The sequence below is a fragment of the Clostridium malenominatum genome, from assembly GCF_039521365.1.
GTDB classification, from domain to species: Bacteria; Bacillota; Clostridia; order Clostridiales; family Clostridiaceae; genus Clostridium_AW; species Clostridium_AW malenominatum.
The window spans coordinates 248,456-265,828 of record NZ_BAAACF010000001.1 but is presented as its reverse complement, the minus strand read 5'-3'; the positions used below and the strand labels follow the sequence as shown (position 1 = coordinate 265,828).

26 protein-coding genes are annotated in these 17,373 nt (G+C 30.9%); 4 read left to right on the top strand and 22 right to left on the bottom strand.

The annotated features are described in order from the left end of the window. The first annotated feature begins 57 nt into the window (after positions 1-57). The 3 genes from ABDZ69_RS01430 (at position 58) to ABDZ69_RS01420 (ending at position 2,499) form a co-directional block, all read left to right on the top strand. A complete protein-coding gene (locus ABDZ69_RS01430; protein WP_343765698.1) occupies positions 58-801 on the top strand; it encodes a flavodoxin family protein in 744 nt (247 codons plus the stop codon). A gap of 27 nt (positions 802-828) precedes the next feature. Continuing rightward, the gene (locus ABDZ69_RS01425; protein WP_343765695.1) at positions 829-1,977 is read left to right on the top strand and encodes a DEAD/DEAH box helicase; all 1,149 of its coding nucleotides are present in this window, start codon (positions 829-831) and stop codon (positions 1,975-1,977) included. Between the two features lie 153 nt (positions 1,978-2,130). Next, the gene (locus ABDZ69_RS01420) at positions 2,131-2,499 is read left to right on the top strand and encodes a phage holin family protein (protein ID WP_343765693.1); all 369 of its coding nucleotides are present in this window, start codon (positions 2,131-2,133) and stop codon (positions 2,497-2,499) included. A 318-nt stretch (positions 2,500-2,817) separates the two neighbouring features. On the opposite strand, the gene ABDZ69_RS01415 is transcribed toward ABDZ69_RS01420, so the two are convergent. Both ABDZ69_RS01415 and ABDZ69_RS01410 read right to left on the bottom strand, forming a co-directional pair. Continuing rightward, positions 2,818-3,261 carry a DMT family transporter gene (locus ABDZ69_RS01415; protein ID WP_343765690.1) on the bottom strand — a complete coding sequence of 148 codons (444 nt, stop codon included), beginning with the start codon at positions 3,259-3,261 and terminating at the stop codon, positions 2,818-2,820. Between the two features lie 10 nt (positions 3,262-3,271). Then, on the bottom strand, positions 3,272-3,694 hold the full coding sequence (locus ABDZ69_RS01410; protein ID WP_343765688.1) for a DMT family transporter: 423 nt from the start codon (positions 3,692-3,694) through the stop codon (positions 3,272-3,274). A gap of 112 nt (positions 3,695-3,806) precedes the next feature. On the opposite strand from ABDZ69_RS01410, the gene ABDZ69_RS01405 reads away from it, so the two are divergent. Next, entirely contained in the window at positions 3,807-4,502 is a 696-nt protein-coding gene (locus ABDZ69_RS01405; protein WP_343765686.1) for a cyclic nucleotide-binding domain-containing protein, read from the top strand. A 38-nt stretch (positions 4,503-4,540) separates the two neighbouring features. Here ABDZ69_RS01405 and ABDZ69_RS01400 read toward each other — a convergent pair whose 3' ends face one another. The 20 genes from ABDZ69_RS01400 to ABDZ69_RS01305 all read right to left on the bottom strand — a co-directional run bounded on the left by ABDZ69_RS01400 (position 4,541) and on the right by ABDZ69_RS01305 (position 17,370). Further along, positions 4,541-5,080 carry an N-acetylmuramoyl-L-alanine amidase gene (locus tag ABDZ69_RS01400; protein ID WP_343765684.1) on the bottom strand — a complete coding sequence of 180 codons (540 nt, stop codon included), beginning with the start codon at positions 5,078-5,080 and terminating at the stop codon, positions 4,541-4,543. 1 nt (position 5,081) lies between these two features. Next, positions 5,082-5,339: a phage holin family protein gene (locus ABDZ69_RS01395; RefSeq protein WP_343765682.1), complete on the bottom strand. Its 258-nt coding sequence runs from the start codon at positions 5,337-5,339 to the stop codon at positions 5,082-5,084. A 12-nt stretch (positions 5,340-5,351) separates the two neighbouring features. Then, positions 5,352-5,585 (bottom strand): hemolysin XhlA family protein, encoded by a 234-nt coding sequence (locus ABDZ69_RS01390; RefSeq protein ID WP_343765680.1) that lies wholly within the window; start codon positions 5,583-5,585, stop codon positions 5,352-5,354. A 75-nt stretch (positions 5,586-5,660) separates the two neighbouring features. Beyond that, positions 5,661-5,861, bottom strand: a complete 201-nt coding sequence (locus tag ABDZ69_RS01385) for a hypothetical protein (RefSeq protein ID WP_343765678.1) — start codon at positions 5,859-5,861, stop codon at positions 5,661-5,663. Positions 5,862-6,022: 161 nt separating this feature from the next. Next, the gene (locus ABDZ69_RS01380; protein WP_343765676.1) at positions 6,023-6,535 is read right to left on the bottom strand and encodes an SHOCT domain-containing protein; all 513 of its coding nucleotides are present in this window, start codon (positions 6,533-6,535) and stop codon (positions 6,023-6,025) included. A 135-nt stretch (positions 6,536-6,670) separates the two neighbouring features. Next, on the bottom strand, positions 6,671-6,829 hold the full coding sequence (locus ABDZ69_RS01375; RefSeq protein WP_343765674.1) for a hypothetical protein: 159 nt from the start codon (positions 6,827-6,829) through the stop codon (positions 6,671-6,673). A 1-nt stretch (position 6,830) separates the two neighbouring features. Next, positions 6,831-7,127: a hypothetical protein gene (locus ABDZ69_RS01370; RefSeq protein WP_343765672.1), complete on the bottom strand. Its 297-nt coding sequence runs from the start codon at positions 7,125-7,127 to the stop codon at positions 6,831-6,833. Positions 7,128-7,131: 4 nt separating this feature from the next. Next, complete coding sequence (locus tag ABDZ69_RS01365; protein WP_343765670.1) at positions 7,132-7,986, bottom strand: pyocin knob domain-containing protein; 855 nt, start codon at positions 7,984-7,986, stop codon at positions 7,132-7,134. A gap of 251 nt (positions 7,987-8,237) precedes the next feature. Further along, positions 8,238-8,522 carry a putative phage tail protein gene (locus ABDZ69_RS01360; protein ID WP_343769549.1) on the bottom strand — a complete coding sequence of 95 codons (285 nt, stop codon included), beginning with the start codon at positions 8,520-8,522 and terminating at the stop codon, positions 8,238-8,240. 121 nt (positions 8,523-8,643) lie between these two features. Further along, on the bottom strand, positions 8,644-8,832 hold the full coding sequence (locus tag ABDZ69_RS01355; RefSeq protein WP_343765668.1) for a hypothetical protein: 189 nt from the start codon (positions 8,830-8,832) through the stop codon (positions 8,644-8,646). Between the two features lies 1 nt (position 8,833). After that, entirely contained in the window at positions 8,834-9,163 is a 330-nt protein-coding gene (locus tag ABDZ69_RS01350; protein ID WP_343765667.1) for a hypothetical protein, read from the bottom strand. Positions 9,164-9,176: 13 nt separating this feature from the next. Further along, a complete protein-coding gene (locus tag ABDZ69_RS01345; protein WP_343765664.1) occupies positions 9,177-10,277 on the bottom strand; it encodes a pyocin knob domain-containing protein in 1,101 nt (366 codons plus the stop codon). Between the two features lie 11 nt (positions 10,278-10,288). Then, entirely contained in the window at positions 10,289-10,888 is a 600-nt protein-coding gene (locus ABDZ69_RS01340) for a YmfQ family protein (protein ID WP_343765663.1), read from the bottom strand. Between the two features lie 4 nt (positions 10,889-10,892). After that, positions 10,893-11,936, bottom strand: a complete 1,044-nt coding sequence (locus ABDZ69_RS01335; protein WP_343765661.1) for a baseplate J/gp47 family protein — start codon at positions 11,934-11,936, stop codon at positions 10,893-10,895. Next, the gene (locus ABDZ69_RS01330) at positions 11,937-12,350 is read right to left on the bottom strand and encodes a DUF2634 domain-containing protein (RefSeq protein ID WP_343765659.1); all 414 of its coding nucleotides are present in this window, start codon (positions 12,348-12,350) and stop codon (positions 11,937-11,939) included. Between the two features lie 2 nt (positions 12,351-12,352). Next, on the bottom strand, positions 12,353-12,685 hold the full coding sequence (locus ABDZ69_RS01325) for a DUF2577 domain-containing protein (RefSeq protein WP_343765657.1): 333 nt from the start codon (positions 12,683-12,685) through the stop codon (positions 12,353-12,355). 2 nt (positions 12,686-12,687) lie between these two features. Then, positions 12,688-13,662, bottom strand: a complete 975-nt coding sequence (locus ABDZ69_RS01320; RefSeq protein ID WP_343765655.1) for an XkdQ/YqbQ family protein — start codon at positions 13,660-13,662, stop codon at positions 12,688-12,690. Between the two features lie 10 nt (positions 13,663-13,672). Next, positions 13,673-14,329: a LysM peptidoglycan-binding domain-containing protein gene (locus ABDZ69_RS01315; RefSeq protein ID WP_343765653.1), complete on the bottom strand. Its 657-nt coding sequence runs from the start codon at positions 14,327-14,329 to the stop codon at positions 13,673-13,675. Next, positions 14,329-16,218, bottom strand: a complete 1,890-nt coding sequence (locus ABDZ69_RS01310; protein ID WP_343765650.1) for a phage tail tape measure protein — start codon at positions 16,216-16,218, stop codon at positions 14,329-14,331. Before ABDZ69_RS01310 ends, ABDZ69_RS01315 begins: the two co-directional genes overlap by 1 nt. A 69-nt stretch (positions 16,219-16,287) precedes the next feature. Beyond that, entirely contained in the window at positions 16,288-17,370 is a 1,083-nt protein-coding gene (locus ABDZ69_RS01305; protein WP_343765647.1) for a hypothetical protein, read from the bottom strand. Between the last annotated feature and the right edge of the window lie 3 nt (positions 17,371-17,373).

Genomic DNA, 17,373 nt, shown 5'->3' with positions numbered 1-17,373 from the left:
ATAACTAAAACAAATGATATAATATTATAAGGATATTATAATTTAGGAGGATTTAATATGAAAAAAGTCCTTGCCATCAACAGTAGTATTAGAAAAAACAATACCTTTAACCTTTTAAAGAAAATAGAGAAAAAACTTAACGAAAAGGACATAATGGTAGATTTTATAAACTTAAAAGATTACAATATAAAAGAATGTGTTGGATGTGAGCTTTGTATTACTAAAGATATTTGTAATTTAAATGACGATATGGATATATTAATGAACAAACTAAAAAACTATGATGGTATAATTATAAGCACCCCTGTTTATATGTCTAACCTTAGTGGAAAATTAAAAGTATTTTTAGATAGAACTTGTAGATGGTTTCATAGACCTGAATTAACGGGTTGCCCAATTTTACTTGTGTCTACTACTGCTGGTTCTGGTCTAAAGGATACCTTCTTAACTTTAGAAAAAATTATGTATCAATGGGGAGCTTTTCCTGTTGGGAAAATAGGTCGAAGTCTTGGTAATCTTAATGAGGATGTTAAAGATAAAGATATTGATAACTTTGTAATGCATTTATATATGGATAAGTGTAAATTTAAACCCAACCTTAATCAACTAATAAATTTTCAAGTTCAAAAGGTTCTTGCAGTTAAAATATTAACCTTTGATAGAAAGTATTGGGAAGATAAAGATTGGATTTCTAAGGATTACTTTTTTAATGCTAAGATTCCAATTGTAAGTAAAATAATAAGTCGCTCATTTTATAAGATGCTTTATAAAAAAGTTAATCCAGTAAATAATAATTTTTAAATAGATAAAATTAAAAAGGAGATACATATGAAAGTTTCATTTGAAGATTTAAATTTAAATCCTAGTTTAATAGAGGGATTAAAAAAAGAAAATATACTAGAGCCTACGGATATTCAGGCAAAAACTATCCCCTTGGCCTTAGAGAACAAAGACATTATAGGTCAGTCTCAGACAGGAAGTGGTAAAACTTTGGCTTATTTACTTCCTTTATTTCAAAGAATTAATTTAGAAAAAAGAGAAATGCAGGTTATTATTCTTGCTCCAACCCATGAATTAGTTATGCAGATAGAAAGTGAAGCTAAGCTTTTGGCTAAAAACTCAGAAATGGCTGTAACTTCAACTTCCATAATAGGTGATGTTAATATAAAAAGACAAATTGAAAAACTTAAAGAAAAACCTCATATAATTGTAGGTTCTCCTGGAAGAATACTTGAACTTATAAAGCTTAAAAAAATATCTGCTCATACTGTAAAAACTATAGTTATAGATGAAGGTGATAGGCTACTTGACCAAAATAATTTAACTCAGGTAAAGGATGTTATAAAGACTACTTTGAGAGATAGACAGTTAATGCTATTTTCTGCAACAGTTAATAGTAAGACCTTAGAAATAGCTAAGAGTATGATGAAGGAACCTGAGTTTGTCTTAATAGAAGACAAAGTTTTAGTTAACGAAAATATTACTCACCTCTATCTTACTTGCGAACAAAGGGATAAGATTGAATTACTTAGAAAGTTAATTGCTTCTACAAAACCTACAAGAGGAATTATTTTTATAAATAAACCTGATGAAGTAGAAATCACTACTTCAAAATTAATGCATCATAATATTAACGTTTATGGTATTTATGGTAACGCTACAAAAGAAGAAAGAAAAAAAGCTTTAGAAGGTTTTAGAAGTGGAAAGTATCAACTTTTAGTAGCTTCTGATATAGCTGCTAGAGGACTGGATGTAAAAGATGTATCCCACATATTTAACCTAGATTTACCTAAGGATTCTAAGGAATATTTACACAGAGTAGGTAGAACTGGAAGGGCTGGAAAACTTGGTACTGCTATATCTATAGTAGCAGAAAGAGAAGTTCCTTCAATTAATAAATTAGAAAAAGACTTAAATGTTGAAATTAAAGCTATGACTATTTATAAAGGAACCTTATTTCCTATTAGAAAGAAATAAATTTTTAAACTCTTGTGTAATCTTTTGTATGGTAAAGATTCCTGGGAGTTTTAAATTCTTTAAAATCTCCTCAAACTAAAAAAATAAATATTTTTTAGATTAATACACACAATATAAGTGTATTAATTTTTTATTTTAAAAGGAGGAAATTTTATGGATGATAAAAACGCAAGAAGAGAGAGTACCGGTGGAGGAATTATGAGTTATATTATAAGACTAGTACTTACAGCTATAGTGCTAGCTATAACCTCTTTCTTCACTCCTGGCTTTAGCATAGTAGGACTATGGCCAATGTTACTAGCAGCAGTTATAATCACTGCAATAGATGCTTTGATAGAAAATTTCATGGGAGTGGATGCCTCTCCTTTTGGAAAGGGTTTTAAGGGTTTTGTAATAGCTGCTATAATAATATACGTAACTCAATATTTCGTACCAAATATGAGCGTATCAATTTGGGGAGCTATACTTGCAGCCATAGTTATTGGAATAATCGACGCTTTAATGCCTGGTAGAGTAATGTAAGGGGTCATAAAGATTATAAATTTTAGGCTGTCTTAGGAACAGAAGTCTGGTTTTCCAGATTTCTGTTTTTTAGATTTTTAGTTTTTTAGATAAATAGTTAAAGTTGAAATTCCTTTATGGAATTTCTTCATTAAATATAATAATAGGAACAATGATTATAAATTTAAGAGCATTCGAATGAACATTTAGCATTCTTCTTTTGCGGTTTTAAAGGTTCGTTAAAAAATTTTCGTGTTTGAGCGAAGCGAGTTTGAAAATTTTAGAACCTAAAAAAAATGCAAAAGAGTAGAATGCTTTGTTCATGAGATAGCTTGAAATTTATAATTGTTGTTCCTTCTTATCCACATAGAAATTATATAACAGTCCTAATAATATAAGAATACTTCCAAATATCTTTCCCATAGATACTGTATGAAGATTTATAAAGTCTACAACCATACCTGTTGTAATTTGCCCTATAAAAATTAACAAAGTGGTGTATATGGTTGGAATTTTAGGAATTACTATATTTAAAGCTGATACTACACAAACTCCTATGACTCCTCCCAAGTAAGCCCAAATAGGTATGCTTTGCAACTTACTTAAAGGCATATTTACTCCTCCATCTTTAATAAGAAGCACTATTGTAATTCCAACTAATCCTACAATGTAATTTACTAAAGTGCCTCCAAAGACTCCTATTTTATCTCCTAAACGAGAGTTTATTACCATAGATAAAATAACCAACCCTCCAGTTATAAAAGCGATCATAATATAAAGCATATCCTACCTCCTAATATATAACCATTACGATTATGCCGACAAATATTAATAAAAAACCAACTATCTTCTTTACATTGAATTTACTAACTTCCATATTAAATAAACCAAAGTGATCAATTATTCCTGACAAAATAAGTTGTCCAAATAATCCTAAAGATAGGGTAAGAGAGGCTCCTAGTTTATTAAAAGACATATTGTTAAAAAGAACTACAAAAACTCCAATTGCTCCTCCGCTAAAAAGATATTTAGGAATATCCTTTTTTAAATTTAATTTTTCTTTTTTTAAAATTAATAAAAAAGTTATAGTTATAAGACCTACGATGTGGATTATTAATACAGATTTATAGTCTCCTATGCCTTTAGATAAGGCACCATTAATAGTTACCATAATTGTAATCAACAACCCTATAAATACTGATGCTAACTTATACATTTATTTACTCCTCATTTCAAATCATTTATCTCTATTAATGTTATAATATAAATTAATTCACATAGTAGGACATATGTCATAGTTTTATTATTTATTTGAATGAGGTGATAATTTGCAAAAAATTATAGATGAGCATAAGTTAAATTATTATATTAATAAATACAATATTAGAGACATTTTTGCCACAGATATGACTCCCTACATGGAGCTTTGTATTTTTGATAGAAATGAATACATCTGCAAATCTAAAGAGGACTTAGATTACTTTTACTTTTTAGTTCATGGTAAAACTAAAGTTTATTTACTTCTTAAAAATGGTAAATCATTATTATTAAGGTTTTATAAACCTTTAAGTGTTATAGGTGATGTTGAGATTGTTAAAGATAGCCACACTAGTTCTAACATTCAAGTGGTAGAAAAGGCACTATGTATTAGAATTTCTATGAAAAATTTAAGAAGATTTGCTATTAATGACACTTGTTTTCTTAGGTATATTATAAATAGTTTAGGAGATAAATTAGAAAAGAACTCAAGAGCTAATTCTATCAATCTTTTGTATCCTCTTGAAAATAGGCTGGCAAGTTATCTATTAGCTATTTCATCTAGTGATGAAGCTAGTTCTGATATAAGTGGTATTTCCACATATAAGTTAACAGAAATAGCTGATTTGCTTGGAACTAGCTATAGACATTTACATAGAACTATAAATAAGTTGTGTAATGAAGGTTTTATAAAAAAAGATAACCAATCATTAGTTATTCTTGACTATGATTCTTTAGAAAAATTAGCTGGGGATATATACGAATAAATATCCCCTATTGTAAGTTAAAGTTTTAAACTAGAGCACTATCTCAAAATCCCCGTAACAATTGCCTTAGCAATGGCTTTTGCTCCGATTCTTTCATATAACTTTACATCCTCTGTAGCTTCTATAAAAAAAGGTTCTATTATTACTGCTGCCATATTAGTTAATCTCAATTCAGCTAATCCTCTTTTATCTTCCTTAGCTCCTCTGGATTTAAATCCAAGTTTTGATAGCTCTTTTTCTATTTTTATAGCATAGTCCTTTCCTTTTTTACTACTTGGATAATATATAACCTCACAGCCTAGCTCTCCTTCATATTTATTATAGGCTTTATTAGCGTGACAACTTATAAATAAATTTGCTCCCCATTTATTAGCTTTATCTATACCATACATTAAACTATTTCCCACAGTCCTATTAGCTTCTGGTGGGGTTACATCCAAAACTTCATGACCTAGTTTTTTTAAAATATCTATTACTTCTTTATAATAGGAATCCGTTACATCTATCTCCTTTAATAAAGCTTGTGCTCCTATGTCCTGTCCCGTTCTTTGATGTCCACGCCTTATGGCTATTTTCATTTTATCCCTCTTCTCTTTTTATAAAAGTTTGCTTTATTAGCTGATTAGCGTATACCGTAACCCCTGCAACTAATATCCCTTGAATAATGGCTTCTATATTAGTCCCAAGAATTAATATAGCTCCAGCTACACCTAAGGCTAGAAGTACCCAAGGAATTAACCAATCCTTTATATAGGACTCCTTTAGCATAAGTCCTATAATATAAAGAGCAGGTATTAATATAAAAGCCTGCTCAACTACATATTCCATCACGTTCATAAAATCAGCTCCTTACTTAAATAATCCTTGTTGAATTGAGTAAAAAAAGAAACTTGCAAAGCTTCCTACCAAAAGTCCAATAAACCATCTCATAGTTACCACCAAGGATGTTATTTGTTCGCATAAGCTCTCTATTTTAGCTTCTGTTTTAGATTTATAATGCTCTAATTTATCAAGCCTTTTGTCGTGTAGTTCAATCCTTTTATCATGTTCACTAACCTTTAATTGAATTATTTCATCATGCATTTACATCTCCTCCTAATAAAAATAAGGGAAGGTTTAGCTACACCTTCCCTCTATATAATTAATTAAAAATACACCCTAATGGGTGTACATAGCTGCAAGTATATTGTCCTTTTTAAAGTGCCTAACACTCTTCCTTAAATAACAATATGCTTCTATATTATTATCGTTAATCTTTAATACCTTTATTTTTCTTTGGGTAATCTCCATTCCTTTTAAATACATAATATCAATAACCTTGTGCTCTACTAAAGATGTCCTTAATACGTAATCATACATTTTAACACCTCATTCTATTGAGCTATAAGATTATTATATCATTTTCTTTCAAATATTACAAACATTAGTTCGTATATATTTTAGGAATAGGAATTTTATTGTTACATATCGATTACAATAAAAAACACTTACAATTAAGTAAGTGCTTAATGAACTCTTTATTAAATTTTTGCTAACAATTCCGTTTTCTTTATATTGAACTCGTCTTCTGTTAGTATACCTTGATCCCTTAGTTCTGCTAATTTTTTTATTTGTCCAGCTACATCTTGTTGGTTACTTTCTGTATCAGATCTTGAATTATCTTCCAATTCACTATTTTGATCAACTTTTAATAGTGCTTTTAACATTGACTTATATATTTTATCATCTACTTCAAGTAGGCTTTTATTACCATCCTTAAATTGAATAGCAACTGAATAGATTCCTTTTTTCTTTGCTGATGCTGCTGCTATCAACCCAATGGGCCCCAAAAGTAAACTTCCTACCGCTCCTCTTCCAATGGCACTTTTAGCGCTAGTTCTTTTATCATCCCCAACTACTTCATAATCTTTAACTGTTTCTTCATTTAAATCAATTTTTTTCATAAATCCAGTTTGAATAGCTACTCCTTTTCCAGATTGTACAACATTTTTACCTTCAAAGTCTCCTGCTATTACTTTATTTTTTGCTCCCATACATTGATCCCCTAAACACCTTTTTCTATATTATACCAACTCCTTCCTTTGTAGTCTAGATATGTTTCATTTTCGTTTTGCATCTATTCTCATACTTTGTTTAATCTTGTATTTAATTTATGTCGCAATATTTATCTATTCTGCCACAACTTCTGGATTAACTAAACCATATAACTCTGTATACTGCTCTAATGTAATCCTGTCAAAAGCTAAGAAAATATCTAACTTATTATTCATATCCTCTTTTTCATACCTCTTATTTACAATTAAATTTTTTAAAGCATTGTATAACATACTAAATACCTCCTGTTAATTTTTCATATTCTAGATTAATAATTGTTTCTTGCGCTTCAAGCAGTTCCCTTTGTAGTCTTTGTTCTTCAGTTTCTGTATTCACGTCCTCTAAGATTAATTTATGTGGATTAGCAGATATATCTACACCTTTTACAATTTTCCCATCTAATTCCCCAAACTGTGTTTCAATGTATGGTATTCCCACAGGTAATGTATAAGGCAGAACCCCTTCACTATCTCCAAGTATTAACCACACTTTTCCGATATTATCATATAAAATAAGACTTCCTCGATTCATTAATTTAACCCCTCCTTAAAGCAACCCATTTAATAACAGGATTTGAAGCATATATTTCTCCAGGATACTTAAATGTGAATGTACCTTCACCTACAGTTACAATGAAGTTAGAGTTTGCTCCCTTTGCTTGTCCGTAGTTATAACTTATAGGTACATAAATTGACGGGTTTGTGTACCTATTATGAGTTGTATATGTGGCGAAATATGGATAACTACTATTGTTATCTATCCACAACATTATAGTGTCTGGCGTAAAACCAATATCAGAAACAGTTACAACACTATTACTTGTTGGATTTGTAAGTGTTAAACTTCCTGTTGCAAATTTACCAGTTTTTATTTGTTCTACTTTTGCAACTAAATCCTGTAATCGTTCGGCTCTAACCGCAGAAACATCCTTATTGATTAGATGATAAGCTAGTACATCTTTACTCCATTGTATATGAATAGCTATGTCTTGATGTGTATTGTATTCAGTTACACCGCCAACAACGTTAGCAATACTTGTTTTACCGTCATTGGCATACTGAAAAAGTTGGTCGTAATCGTCTTGATTAAGCATTTTCCTCCATGGTGACCACCCAACATCTGTGAATGTTCTTACATACATTACTGCACGCGATGTATAATGCGTTAACATTTGTATAATTCTCCCTGTATAATTACCTGCATTCTGAATCTCTAAATTGAATTGTCCAGCATTAACAGGGCAGTTTAATAACGTTGAAGTTATCGCGTGCATTTTTGAACAATAATTACCCTCTGTTTTTAGGTTATTTAGGTCTGTACCTGTTGTTATTTCTATTCGATTCGCTAATAATGTTGATGTACCTGTCTTAATTTGAGCCAATTCCGACATAACTTCTGTTTTAAAAACCTCTATCGTCTTTCCATCAGCTGCCTTTATATCACCAGCTGATAAAGTGACTGCTCCTGTTTTTGTGTTTACAGATGTTACTGGCACTATTATATTTGATGCCTTAGTGTCTACCTCTTTTAGCTTTTGGTCAATAACATCTGAATTATAATTAAAATCATCAATGTTCACTACGTCAGTTCCATCTGGTTTTTTAAGTCCATAATTTACTGTAGTTTTCAATATAATCACCTCTATTCATATATTTTCAAATCATTCCATGTCTTTTGCTTACTACTCTCCCATGTTAAACCTTTTTCTTTTAGGTGCTCCCAGAGAGTATAGGTGTATTTAAAGTCATAGGATAAGTGAGCTGGTTTTATATTATCTAACATATCCTTAAAAGCTGCTAAGTTCCTTGGAATTCCTTTGGTACCTATGAACTTAACTGTAAAAGAATAGCTTTCAGGATGTTCTAGGATTTGCACTTCTCCACCACTGAAAGCCTCTGCTGTTTCTTTTATAAATTTTCTAGTTATTATACGCGAGCTTTCTTCTTGCTGAATAGTATCTTTATTAAGAGATTAGGCAAAATAAAAAGACCTTGCTCCGGTCCTTGTTTTGCCTTTCTTGATAATTATATTGTGTTGCAATAATTATCTATGGTGTTTCACCTTCAATTGGTTCTTCTGCTGGTATATTTATTTCTGGATTAGCCAATGCATATAACTCTGTGTACTGTTCTAGTGTTATCCTGTCAAGATTTAGAAAAATATCTAACTTATTTTTCATGTCCTCTTTTTCATACCTATTATTTACTATTAAATTTTTTAATGCATTATATAACACACTAAATACATCCTGTTAATTTTTCAAATTCTAAATTTACAATTTGATTTTGTGCTTCAAGTAGTTCTCTTTGTAGCCTTTGTTCTTCGGTTTCTATATTCTCATGTTTTAACTCAAATTCTAGTATTTTATTCTTAATATCAATAACCTTTACGCTTTCTATGCCATTTGTTAAGTTCATAAACTCTTTTTGGTTTTGATTAGATTCTAGTTCTACTAATAGTATATTCTCGATATCTGGTCGTCTTGATTCATCGTTTATCATAACTTCTCCGAACCACCCAAAAACTGAACCATCTAACTTATTTACGATTAAAATTTTGCCTTGCATTATTATCTTCCTCCTATCCACTAATTGTAAGTAGATTTGATAAATCAATACACACAGACGCATTTCCACAAGTACCTGTGTTACTGCTACTAGATGTGTACCCCATCAGCACAAATACATCACCCTTTTTACATGGTATGTCATAAGAATAATCGTTAATACTTGCACTTGCACTTCCCGAATATCCAGTAGCTACACCATTTTTATATATTATCCCATAAGCATCACTAGCATAGTTTCCTGCGTGTACTCGAAATTTAAATCGAATAACTCCCGAAAACTTAACTGTGAAGTTATTACTACAAGGTGTCGGAGTTCTTGTGTAAGATATATCTCTCCATATATTACTGCTTGCTAATACTGTATCACCAGCCATTACCGAAAAAATTTCTATCTGTCCTACTTTATAACTTAAAACACCTAATGTTTCATTAACACTAGCACTGATACCCTTTGAACCCAAGTTTTTGGATATTAAATCTTTGCATCTCCAAATTTGGTCGGTTATCTCTGAAAATGTATTGCTACCCGTTACTTCGCCAACAACGTTAGCAATACTTGTTTTACCGTTATTGGCATATTGAAAAAGTTGGTCGTAGTCTATGTTAGTTAATAGTTTTTTCCATGTTCCCCACACGTTTTGAGTTTTTACTCTAGTGTATTGTATATTAGTTCTCCAATCTATTAGTAATTGTGTTACCCATGTGGTGTCGTAGGATTGAACAAATAAGCTACCATCTTGTACTCCAGACGGTAACTTTACACTGGGCATAGCATAATATGCTCCAGTAACTGTTGCCATGTCTACATCATTTATACCAGTAGCCTTTAATTCCTTACTAAATCTTGATACCATTTGAGCCAATTCCGAAGTAACTTCTGTTTTATATGCCTCTAAAGTCTTCCCATCTGATGCCTTTATATCACCTGCTGATAATATAACTGCTCCTGTTTTTGTGTTTACAGATGTTACAGGTACTGTTATGTTTGATGCTTTAGTATCCACCTCTTTTAGCTTTTGATCAATAATATCTGAATTATAATTAAAATCATCAATGTTCACTACGTCGGTTCCATATGGTTTTTTAAGTCCATAATTTACTGTAGTTTTCAATATAATCACCTCTATTCATATATTTTCAAATCATCCCATGTCTTTAACTTACTACTCTCCCATGTTAAACCTTTTTCTTTTATGTGCTCCCAGAGAGTATAGGTGTATTTAAAATCATAGGATAAGTGAGCTGGCTTTATGTTATCTAACATATCCTTAAAAGCTGCTAGGTTCCTTGGAATTCCTTTGGTACCTATGAACTTAACTGTAAAAGAATAGCTTTCAGGATGTTCTAGGATTTGCACTTCTCCACCACTGAAAGCTTCTGCTGTTTCTTTTATCATTTTTTTATTTACAGTTCCATGCCCTCTCTTTTTAGCCTTTAGTATTTCTCTTCTTTCCTCATAGCTTTTATTTAAATCTGTTTCTATTCCATATTCCTTTTCCCATAAAAGCAGTCCCCATGTAGCTGTATCTACAAAGCATTGATTAAGTATATCTTGAATTGTTAATTTCACAAGCCCAAGCTCATACCCTGCAATATCATCAATGGCTTTAAACTCTCTTATCTCTCTTAAGACAGGAGGTAAATAAGCTAGTAAATTTGGTCTATATAAATTTATTTTTTCATTTGTTGAGGGTAGTTTTTCTTCATATTGATTTGGGTACATTTTATTACACCCCCAATTCAATACTTCCCGCTATTGCAATCTCTTCTTGCGCAAAGCTTATATTTTTAACATCTCCATTTACTTTTAAATCCGAATAGTCTATTACTCCATCGGTATTTATTAGAAGGTTTCCTATTTGAGCGTAGCTTAAGTAGGATTTTTTAAAGGCTATAGATTTAAAGTATTCTTCAACATTTTTCTTGAATAAATTTTGGACGGTACTTAAGTTAAAGGATGTAGCTAACTCTATCCTAGCTGAAATATTAATTAGCTTTTCTACTGCGCCCTCCACAGTGACTTGCGCACCTATGGGCTTATTATTTTCTATATTTTCTCTTGCCTCTTTGATAATGCTTTCTGATGGCCTAGCCTTATTGCTATCTACAATAACTACTTTCACTGTACCTGGACCATTCCATGTAGGAAATACTAATGCATCTCCCACCCCTGGAATCTCTATAGCCCATTGCTTATAATGATTCGAGTTGCCAGAAGTCGTAGGATTTTGAATCTTTTCTGTGAACCTATTATATAAATCCTCACCTTCTTCAATATCCTGTCCTTCCTGTATTGTTTCTCCTAATTTGGCAGTTGCTAAATTTTCTATATAATCTATGGGAATTAAAATTCCTACTGGCTTGTTTCCTACAGTTCCTAATTCTTCACACTCCATTTTATATATACCTGTGTCTATCTTTTCTACTGCTTTGTAATTTAAATCATCTATAAAAAATCTATTACCCAAAGGTATATCTATTAATTTATTTTCACCATTAAAAAACTGCCCTTTTTTAATAGCTTTGGTTGGTTGTTTTCTATACATTCCTATTTCGCTTACTCTTTTTTCTAAATATTCCTCTGGAGTATCTGCTTTTGCAAAAGTATACTCCAAGAACCTATCTAAATTAGAATAAGCTACAGCTAACTCTAAAGCTATAGGAGCTATGGAATTATACATTATACTACCTTCTCTTTTATCTAAATCCTTAGGAACCTTATCCATCATTCTTTTGAGTATAGCTTCATCTGTATTTACTTTCTCAAACAACTATTTCACCACACTTTCAGTAAATTCTCCGTAAATAGAAAAGACAGTGAAATTTACTATTACACTGTCTTTATTATAATTAAATATAAAATTATCCACATTATTAACTCTATCATCTTGCATAAGAGACTCTCTTATTCTTCTTTTGATTTCGCTTTCTGTTATATCTTTATCCTTACCAATTAAATCCTTCAATTCACTGCCATAATCCCAGCTATAAATAAGATGCTCATATCTTTCGGTGTTTAATATTAACCGTATAGCCTGTCTAAGTGCTTCAATCTTATCACAAAACCCTATTGTTTTTCCTTTTTCAAAATCAATTTTATAAGTTTTTGTTGTTTCGATTATTTCTTCTACTTCCAAGCCATTTCCTATAGTGGCTCCCTGGGGTAATATGTTAACATTACTCATATTTACACCACCTTATCTAATATAATATATTGTTGTCCGCCTTGCACTCTTAATAATAAAACTTTATCTCCTTGTTTCAATCCTTCTCTTATAATTACTTTATTTAGTTCTTTAGAAGTTGAACCATTGGAATAGCTATGACTATGGCCTAAATCTATTTCGTATTTAGTTAAACTCTGCGGAATAATAAAAAATTCTTTAGATAATATAAGCTTTTGATCTATTTTTATTTTAAAATCCTCTACATTTAGTACTTGTCCAAACAAAATATTAACTGGATTGTTTGCTCCTACTGCATCCACTCCAGCCTTCTTTATAATATCTATCATTCCCATATCTACACCACCTTTAAATCAAAATCCATAACCATGTTACCTTTATGGAATTTATGTGTAGCATCTTCTATTAAATAATACTGCTTTATACCTTTTTCTTTTATTTCTACGTACACACCTGATCCCGCTCTTAGCTTTAAATCTTCTTTAATGTCTGTACTAATAACATCCTTTAATTTTAATGTTTTAGTTTCTCTATTCTTAAGTTTTAGTGTGTTATCAATCATTTCTTGTATTTGTGCTTTATTTAATTTTTCATCTACTTTATGAAAATATTGAAGCCTTCCCCATTTAGCAATATTTTTGCTATCCTGTGCTATATATACATCTCTTTCATTAGTATCTTTATTATCCCTAACTACTTTAATCCTGTTATAAGTATCATTATCTATGCTATTTTTCCAATCATAATCACTTAAGTTACTATCATCACTTATTACCGCTAATTGCTTCATATTGTTTATATTCTTTAAACAAAGAAAACCAAAGTCATCATATAGTGTATAGGTCTTTCCTGTACTCATTAGGGTCTTTTCCAGTGCACTATACATTATATCCAAAAGCTTCTTGTCATCCTCATGAAAAGCTGGTATAACATAACCTGTATCTTCTATGGTTCCAATTGTTAATCCTATATTTTTAACAATCTGGGTTATTATTTGACTAGCTTTTTTATTGACAAATAAACAACCATCATTGCTCAATAAATACCTTATTTGGTCGTAGGCTGCTACTTTTATTTCCTGGCCTTTGCTGCCACTTATATCAAATACATATCCATAAAAAACTTTATGATCATCTACCTTAAAGCTTACTACATCACCATTATTTATAGTTATGGATTTATCTTTTAAAAAATTAAATTCTAAACTAGAAGGCTTTCCTTTTCTTTTGGTTTTCCATGTAACCTCTGTGACTAGTTTAGATATATCAAATACATTTCCATCCTTATTATCTAGCAATAATTGTATCTGCATAAAATCACCCCTATGGAATTTTAAAAACTTGCCCTGGATATATTAAGTTAGGATTTTTAATATTATTTATTTTTGCTATTTCTGGATATCTAGCACCATTACCAAGATACCTTTTAGCAATATGCCACAATGTATCTCCGCTAACAACAGTATGTGTTTTTTGTTTTGGCTTTTCCACTGGCCTTGGGGGCTTAGCTTTTACTATAGCTTTATTGGTATTATCTTTTTTATCATCTATAACTACTTTCTGCGCTGCATAAGGCTTATACATCTTAAGTTCTATAGAATAATATATGTCTCCCACTTCTCCACCTTTTTCAGTTAGCTTTAAACTTTCTATAGTGAATAAATTATTAATATCCAAGGGACTTCCCGTAAATATAAATCTTACCTTTTGTTGTTTTTCTCTCCACTCTTTTATTTTAAAAATATAAACATCTGGAGAAAACAACTGCTCTGAACTTACATATGGTCCTACATTCTTAGGAAAGTAACTTTCAAAAGATATTTGAGTTAACTTAGGTTTATTTATTGTACTAACCTCTCCTAAATTTACAATATCAAAGGTTTTGTTATCTCCGCTTTCATTAAATTCTATCTTTTCAGGGAGTACAGGAAGAATAAAACCTTCTTCCCCTTCGTTTATTCCTAAATACATCTTATACATTAAACATATACCCCCTCTGCACTATTAACCAATTCAGTTTGCATGTAATTCTCTATCTTGGATATTATTTTGTTAATATCCGCTTCCTCTTTTATATCTCCTGTAGTCACTTGTACTGTAGGAGTTAGAGTAACAAAGTTTTGTATGCTTTCTTGCTCAGCTAAATCCCTCATAAGTTCCAAATTTTCATTGCTTATATCTATGCTATCTTTAATTGTTCCAAGATTATCGTTAGCTAATGCTAAGCCATCTTTGCTTCCCATTTCTGAAGTAGCTCCGAATTTATCTAGACTCGCATCCAGTCCATTGTTTAACAATGCATTTTGGTCTTTTGGTGTCTTAAAATCACCAAATAAATTCCCTATACCATTTGCTATATCTGCGCCTTTATTATATCCAAAATTGAATTCATTAGCATAATCCTTCATTTTTATTTTAGGTGCTTCCCAATAATCTTCTGGTGGAGGTCCTGCATCCGCTGTAAAAGTATTTACAAAAGAGAAATCCCCTACTAAATCTTTTAAAAATGGAACTTTCTTAATAAGTCCGACTATAGAATCTAAAGCTCCACCAACAAATTTAACTATACTATCCCATATGTTAAAAAATAACTTTTTAGTTGAATAAAGTGGATGGTTAAATACATTGGCTAAAAACTCTGCGAAACTTGCAAATATGTTCCATATTGTACCCACTCTATTGTATAAGAATCCAAATAAAACACCAAAAGCTCCCCCAATAAATCCGACTATTTGATCTGCTGTAACTCCAAATTTATTCAGCATATAAATAATAACAGCTATAGACCCAACTGTAGCCATAATAGGCCAATTGAGAGCAATCCACCCGTAAGCTTGAGATATTAATGGTGCTACTTGCGCCCATAACACTAAAGCTGAAGCTTTCAATTTTTGAATCAACGCCACTAGCAAAGCTCCTGCTGCAAATGACAATATAGGTCCTATTATTTCCCAATTATTTTGCACTGTTTCACCTATCCAGCTAAAAACATCTATTAGCTTTGCTCCCATATTGGCTATAAAACTTAGTCCACCAGCTATTCCGTTAAAAAACGGTTGAAAGCTACCACTTGCAAAATCTTCATTAATAATGCTTAAAATAGGCTTTAAAGCTTCTAAAGCATTACTTCCAGCTTGTGCAAAAGCAGTTTGTATATTAGAACCAAGATTACTAAACTGAGATGAAGCTGACATATTTAATTCTTGTAATGCCTGCTCTGTAGCTCCTTTTTTATCTAATAAAATATTAAACTTATTTATGAAATCATCCATACCTTTAGCACTTTGCAACATTTGACTGTCACTATCGCTAAATCCAAAATTACTTTGTAAAGAAGTGTAGTCTCCTCCAAGAGCTTCCTTTAATGCCCCTCCGGCGCCTTCTAACCCTTGGCTTGGATCTAATAATGTAAGTCTTTCAGATGTTTTATTTAAATTCATCAATTTCTTAGGGTCTTTTGTGGAATGACTAAATTGTCTTGTTATCCCACTAAGTTCTTCTATGCTATATGCACTTTCATTAGCATATTTATTTAAATTTAAAAATAAAGCCTTTCCAGCATCTTTGTTACCTAATGCATTGCCCATATTAATAATTTCTTGTTCTAATCTAGCAGCTCCACCTATTGTTGCATCTAGTCCCTTTTTTATATTTTCAAATCCTAGAAGATTAGTTATCAAGCCTTTAATCTTGCTCGCTAATCCATTAGATGAATCTGTCCCCTTATTTAAACTATTACTCACATCATCTATAGCTAATACTGTAATCTCCGCTGCTCTTGTCATTTGGTATAAGGGTGTTGTAATTTGTTCAAACATTCTTAAATTTGTCAATACCGCATCTATAATTATCACCTCACTTTTATACATAATAAAAACACCTACAAAATGTAAGTGTTTTTATTACTAAGTTACTTTTTTAATTTAAAATTCATATTCTCATTTATTCTTTATGTTTTTCATAGAATTTTCTATATTTCTTATTATTTCTTCAGCACTAGGGCTCTTTTTCTCAGGTTCTATAACTTTAAATTCAGCATCTGGAGTTAGGGTTATATTGTTTTCTTCTTTAATTTGCCCTGTTTCTTCTAGATAGTCAGCTACTATGTTTTCAGCGCTTATGCTATTCACCAGTATCCAATCCTCATAAACTTTGCCAAATTTACTTCTAAATCTTTCTGTTGTATATGGGCCAAATTTAGAAAGCATTCTATATATATCTCCTACAGTATTACGTATTTTTATTCCATCATCATTTGTCCATTCTACAATCCTATTTAAATCAATCTTCCTTATATCATTTACCCTTACTTCTAAAAAACTTTCATCAAATTTATAGTAAATCTCAGCGATACTCTCATATTCGTGCCCTATAAGTTTTTGCCATCCTACCATTTCTCCTGTTGCTGGTTCTGAGTATAATTCCTCTGTTTTATCGGAAAACCATTCTTTATACACATCGTATGGAACTTCATTCTGAGGAATCATTCCTACATATGTTGTTGAAGTTGGTTTATAATAATTGTAACTAGTTTCCAATATTTCGCATACTTCTTGTAATGATATGAAAATATTATTGTTGTAAAGGATATTTTCCGTGTTGATTTTTTCCCCATGAATTTTAACATTGACGCTATTAAATACTCCATTAATAGTGGTCAATTCTTTTGAAATTAGTGTTTCTTTTTTATTTTTATCTGGCTGTTTCACATTTTTCCAAGAATCAACAACATTTTTAGGAACCTCTCCTGCAGGTACTTGACCTATATATATTGTCTTTTTTTCTTTATAGTGATAAATATTCATATTAAATAGTTTAGCAATACTTTCAACTGGTAGATATATTTTATTGTTGTACACCATTCTGTTGCCATTAAAACTAACTCCATCAACTTTAATGTTAGCTTTGTTAAATACTACCTTTATATTTTTTTTATTGGTACTAGCAAATACAGAAGTTGGTGTAATGGTAAAAATAGTGATGATTAAAAGAACTAATATTTTTCTCATTTTTACTTTCATTAT

Coding starts and splice junctions, on each gene's coding strand:
- ABDZ69_RS01430 (WP_343765698.1), top strand. CDS start 58: ATGAAAAAAGTCCTTGCCATCAACAGTAGTATTAGAAAAAACAATACC.
- ABDZ69_RS01425 (WP_343765695.1), top strand. CDS start 829: ATGAAAGTTTCATTTGAAGATTTAAATTTAAATCCTAGTTTAATAGAG.
- ABDZ69_RS01420 (WP_343765693.1), top strand. CDS start 2,131: ATGGATGATAAAAACGCAAGAAGAGAGAGTACCGGTGGAGGAATTATG.
- ABDZ69_RS01415 (WP_343765690.1), bottom strand. CDS start 3,261: ATGCTTTATATTATGATCGCTTTTATAACTGGAGGGTTGGTTATTTTA.
- ABDZ69_RS01410 (WP_343765688.1), bottom strand. CDS start 3,694: ATGTATAAGTTAGCATCAGTATTTATAGGGTTGTTGATTACAATTATG.
- ABDZ69_RS01400 (WP_343765684.1), bottom strand. CDS start 5,080: ATGAAAATAGCCATAAGGCGTGGACATCAAAGAACGGGACAGGACATA.
- ABDZ69_RS01395 (WP_343765682.1), bottom strand. CDS start 5,339: ATGAACGTGATGGAATATGTAGTTGAGCAGGCTTTTATATTAATACCT.
- ABDZ69_RS01390 (WP_343765680.1), bottom strand. CDS start 5,585: ATGCATGATGAAATAATTCAATTAAAGGTTAGTGAACATGATAAAAGG.
- ABDZ69_RS01385 (WP_343765678.1), bottom strand. CDS start 5,861: ATGTATGATTACGTATTAAGGACATCTTTAGTAGAGCACAAGGTTATT.
- ABDZ69_RS01380 (WP_343765676.1), bottom strand. CDS start 6,535: ATGGGAGCAAAAAATAAAGTAATAGCAGGAGACTTTGAAGGTAAAAAT.
- ABDZ69_RS01375 (WP_343765674.1), bottom strand. CDS start 6,829: ATGTTATACAATGCTTTAAAAAATTTAATTGTAAATAAGAGGTATGAA.
- ABDZ69_RS01370 (WP_343765672.1), bottom strand. CDS start 7,127: ATGAATCGAGGAAGTCTTATTTTATATGATAATATCGGAAAAGTGTGG.
- ABDZ69_RS01365 (WP_343765670.1), bottom strand. CDS start 7,986: ATGTCGGAATTGGCTCAAATTAAGACAGGTACATCAACATTATTAGCG.
- ABDZ69_RS01350 (WP_343765667.1), bottom strand. CDS start 9,163: ATGCAAGGCAAAATTTTAATCGTAAATAAGTTAGATGGTTCAGTTTTT.
- ABDZ69_RS01340 (WP_343765663.1), bottom strand. CDS start 10,888: ATGTACCCAAATCAATATGAAGAAAAACTACCCTCAACAAATGAAAAA.
- ABDZ69_RS01330 (WP_343765659.1), bottom strand. CDS start 12,350: ATGAGTAATGTTAACATATTACCCCAGGGAGCCACTATAGGAAATGGC.
- ABDZ69_RS01325 (WP_343765657.1), bottom strand. CDS start 12,685: ATGGGAATGATAGATATTATAAAGAAGGCTGGAGTGGATGCAGTAGGA.
- ABDZ69_RS01320 (WP_343765655.1), bottom strand. CDS start 13,662: ATGCAGATACAATTATTGCTAGATAATAAGGATGGAAATGTATTTGAT.
- ABDZ69_RS01315 (WP_343765653.1), bottom strand. CDS start 14,329: ATGTATAAGATGTATTTAGGAATAAACGAAGGGGAAGAAGGTTTTATT.
- ABDZ69_RS01310 (WP_343765650.1), bottom strand. CDS start 16,218: ATGTATAAAAGTGAGGTGATAATTATAGATGCGGTATTGACAAATTTA.
- ABDZ69_RS01305 (WP_343765647.1), bottom strand. CDS start 17,370: ATGAAAGTAAAAATGAGAAAAATATTAGTTCTTTTAATCATCACTATT.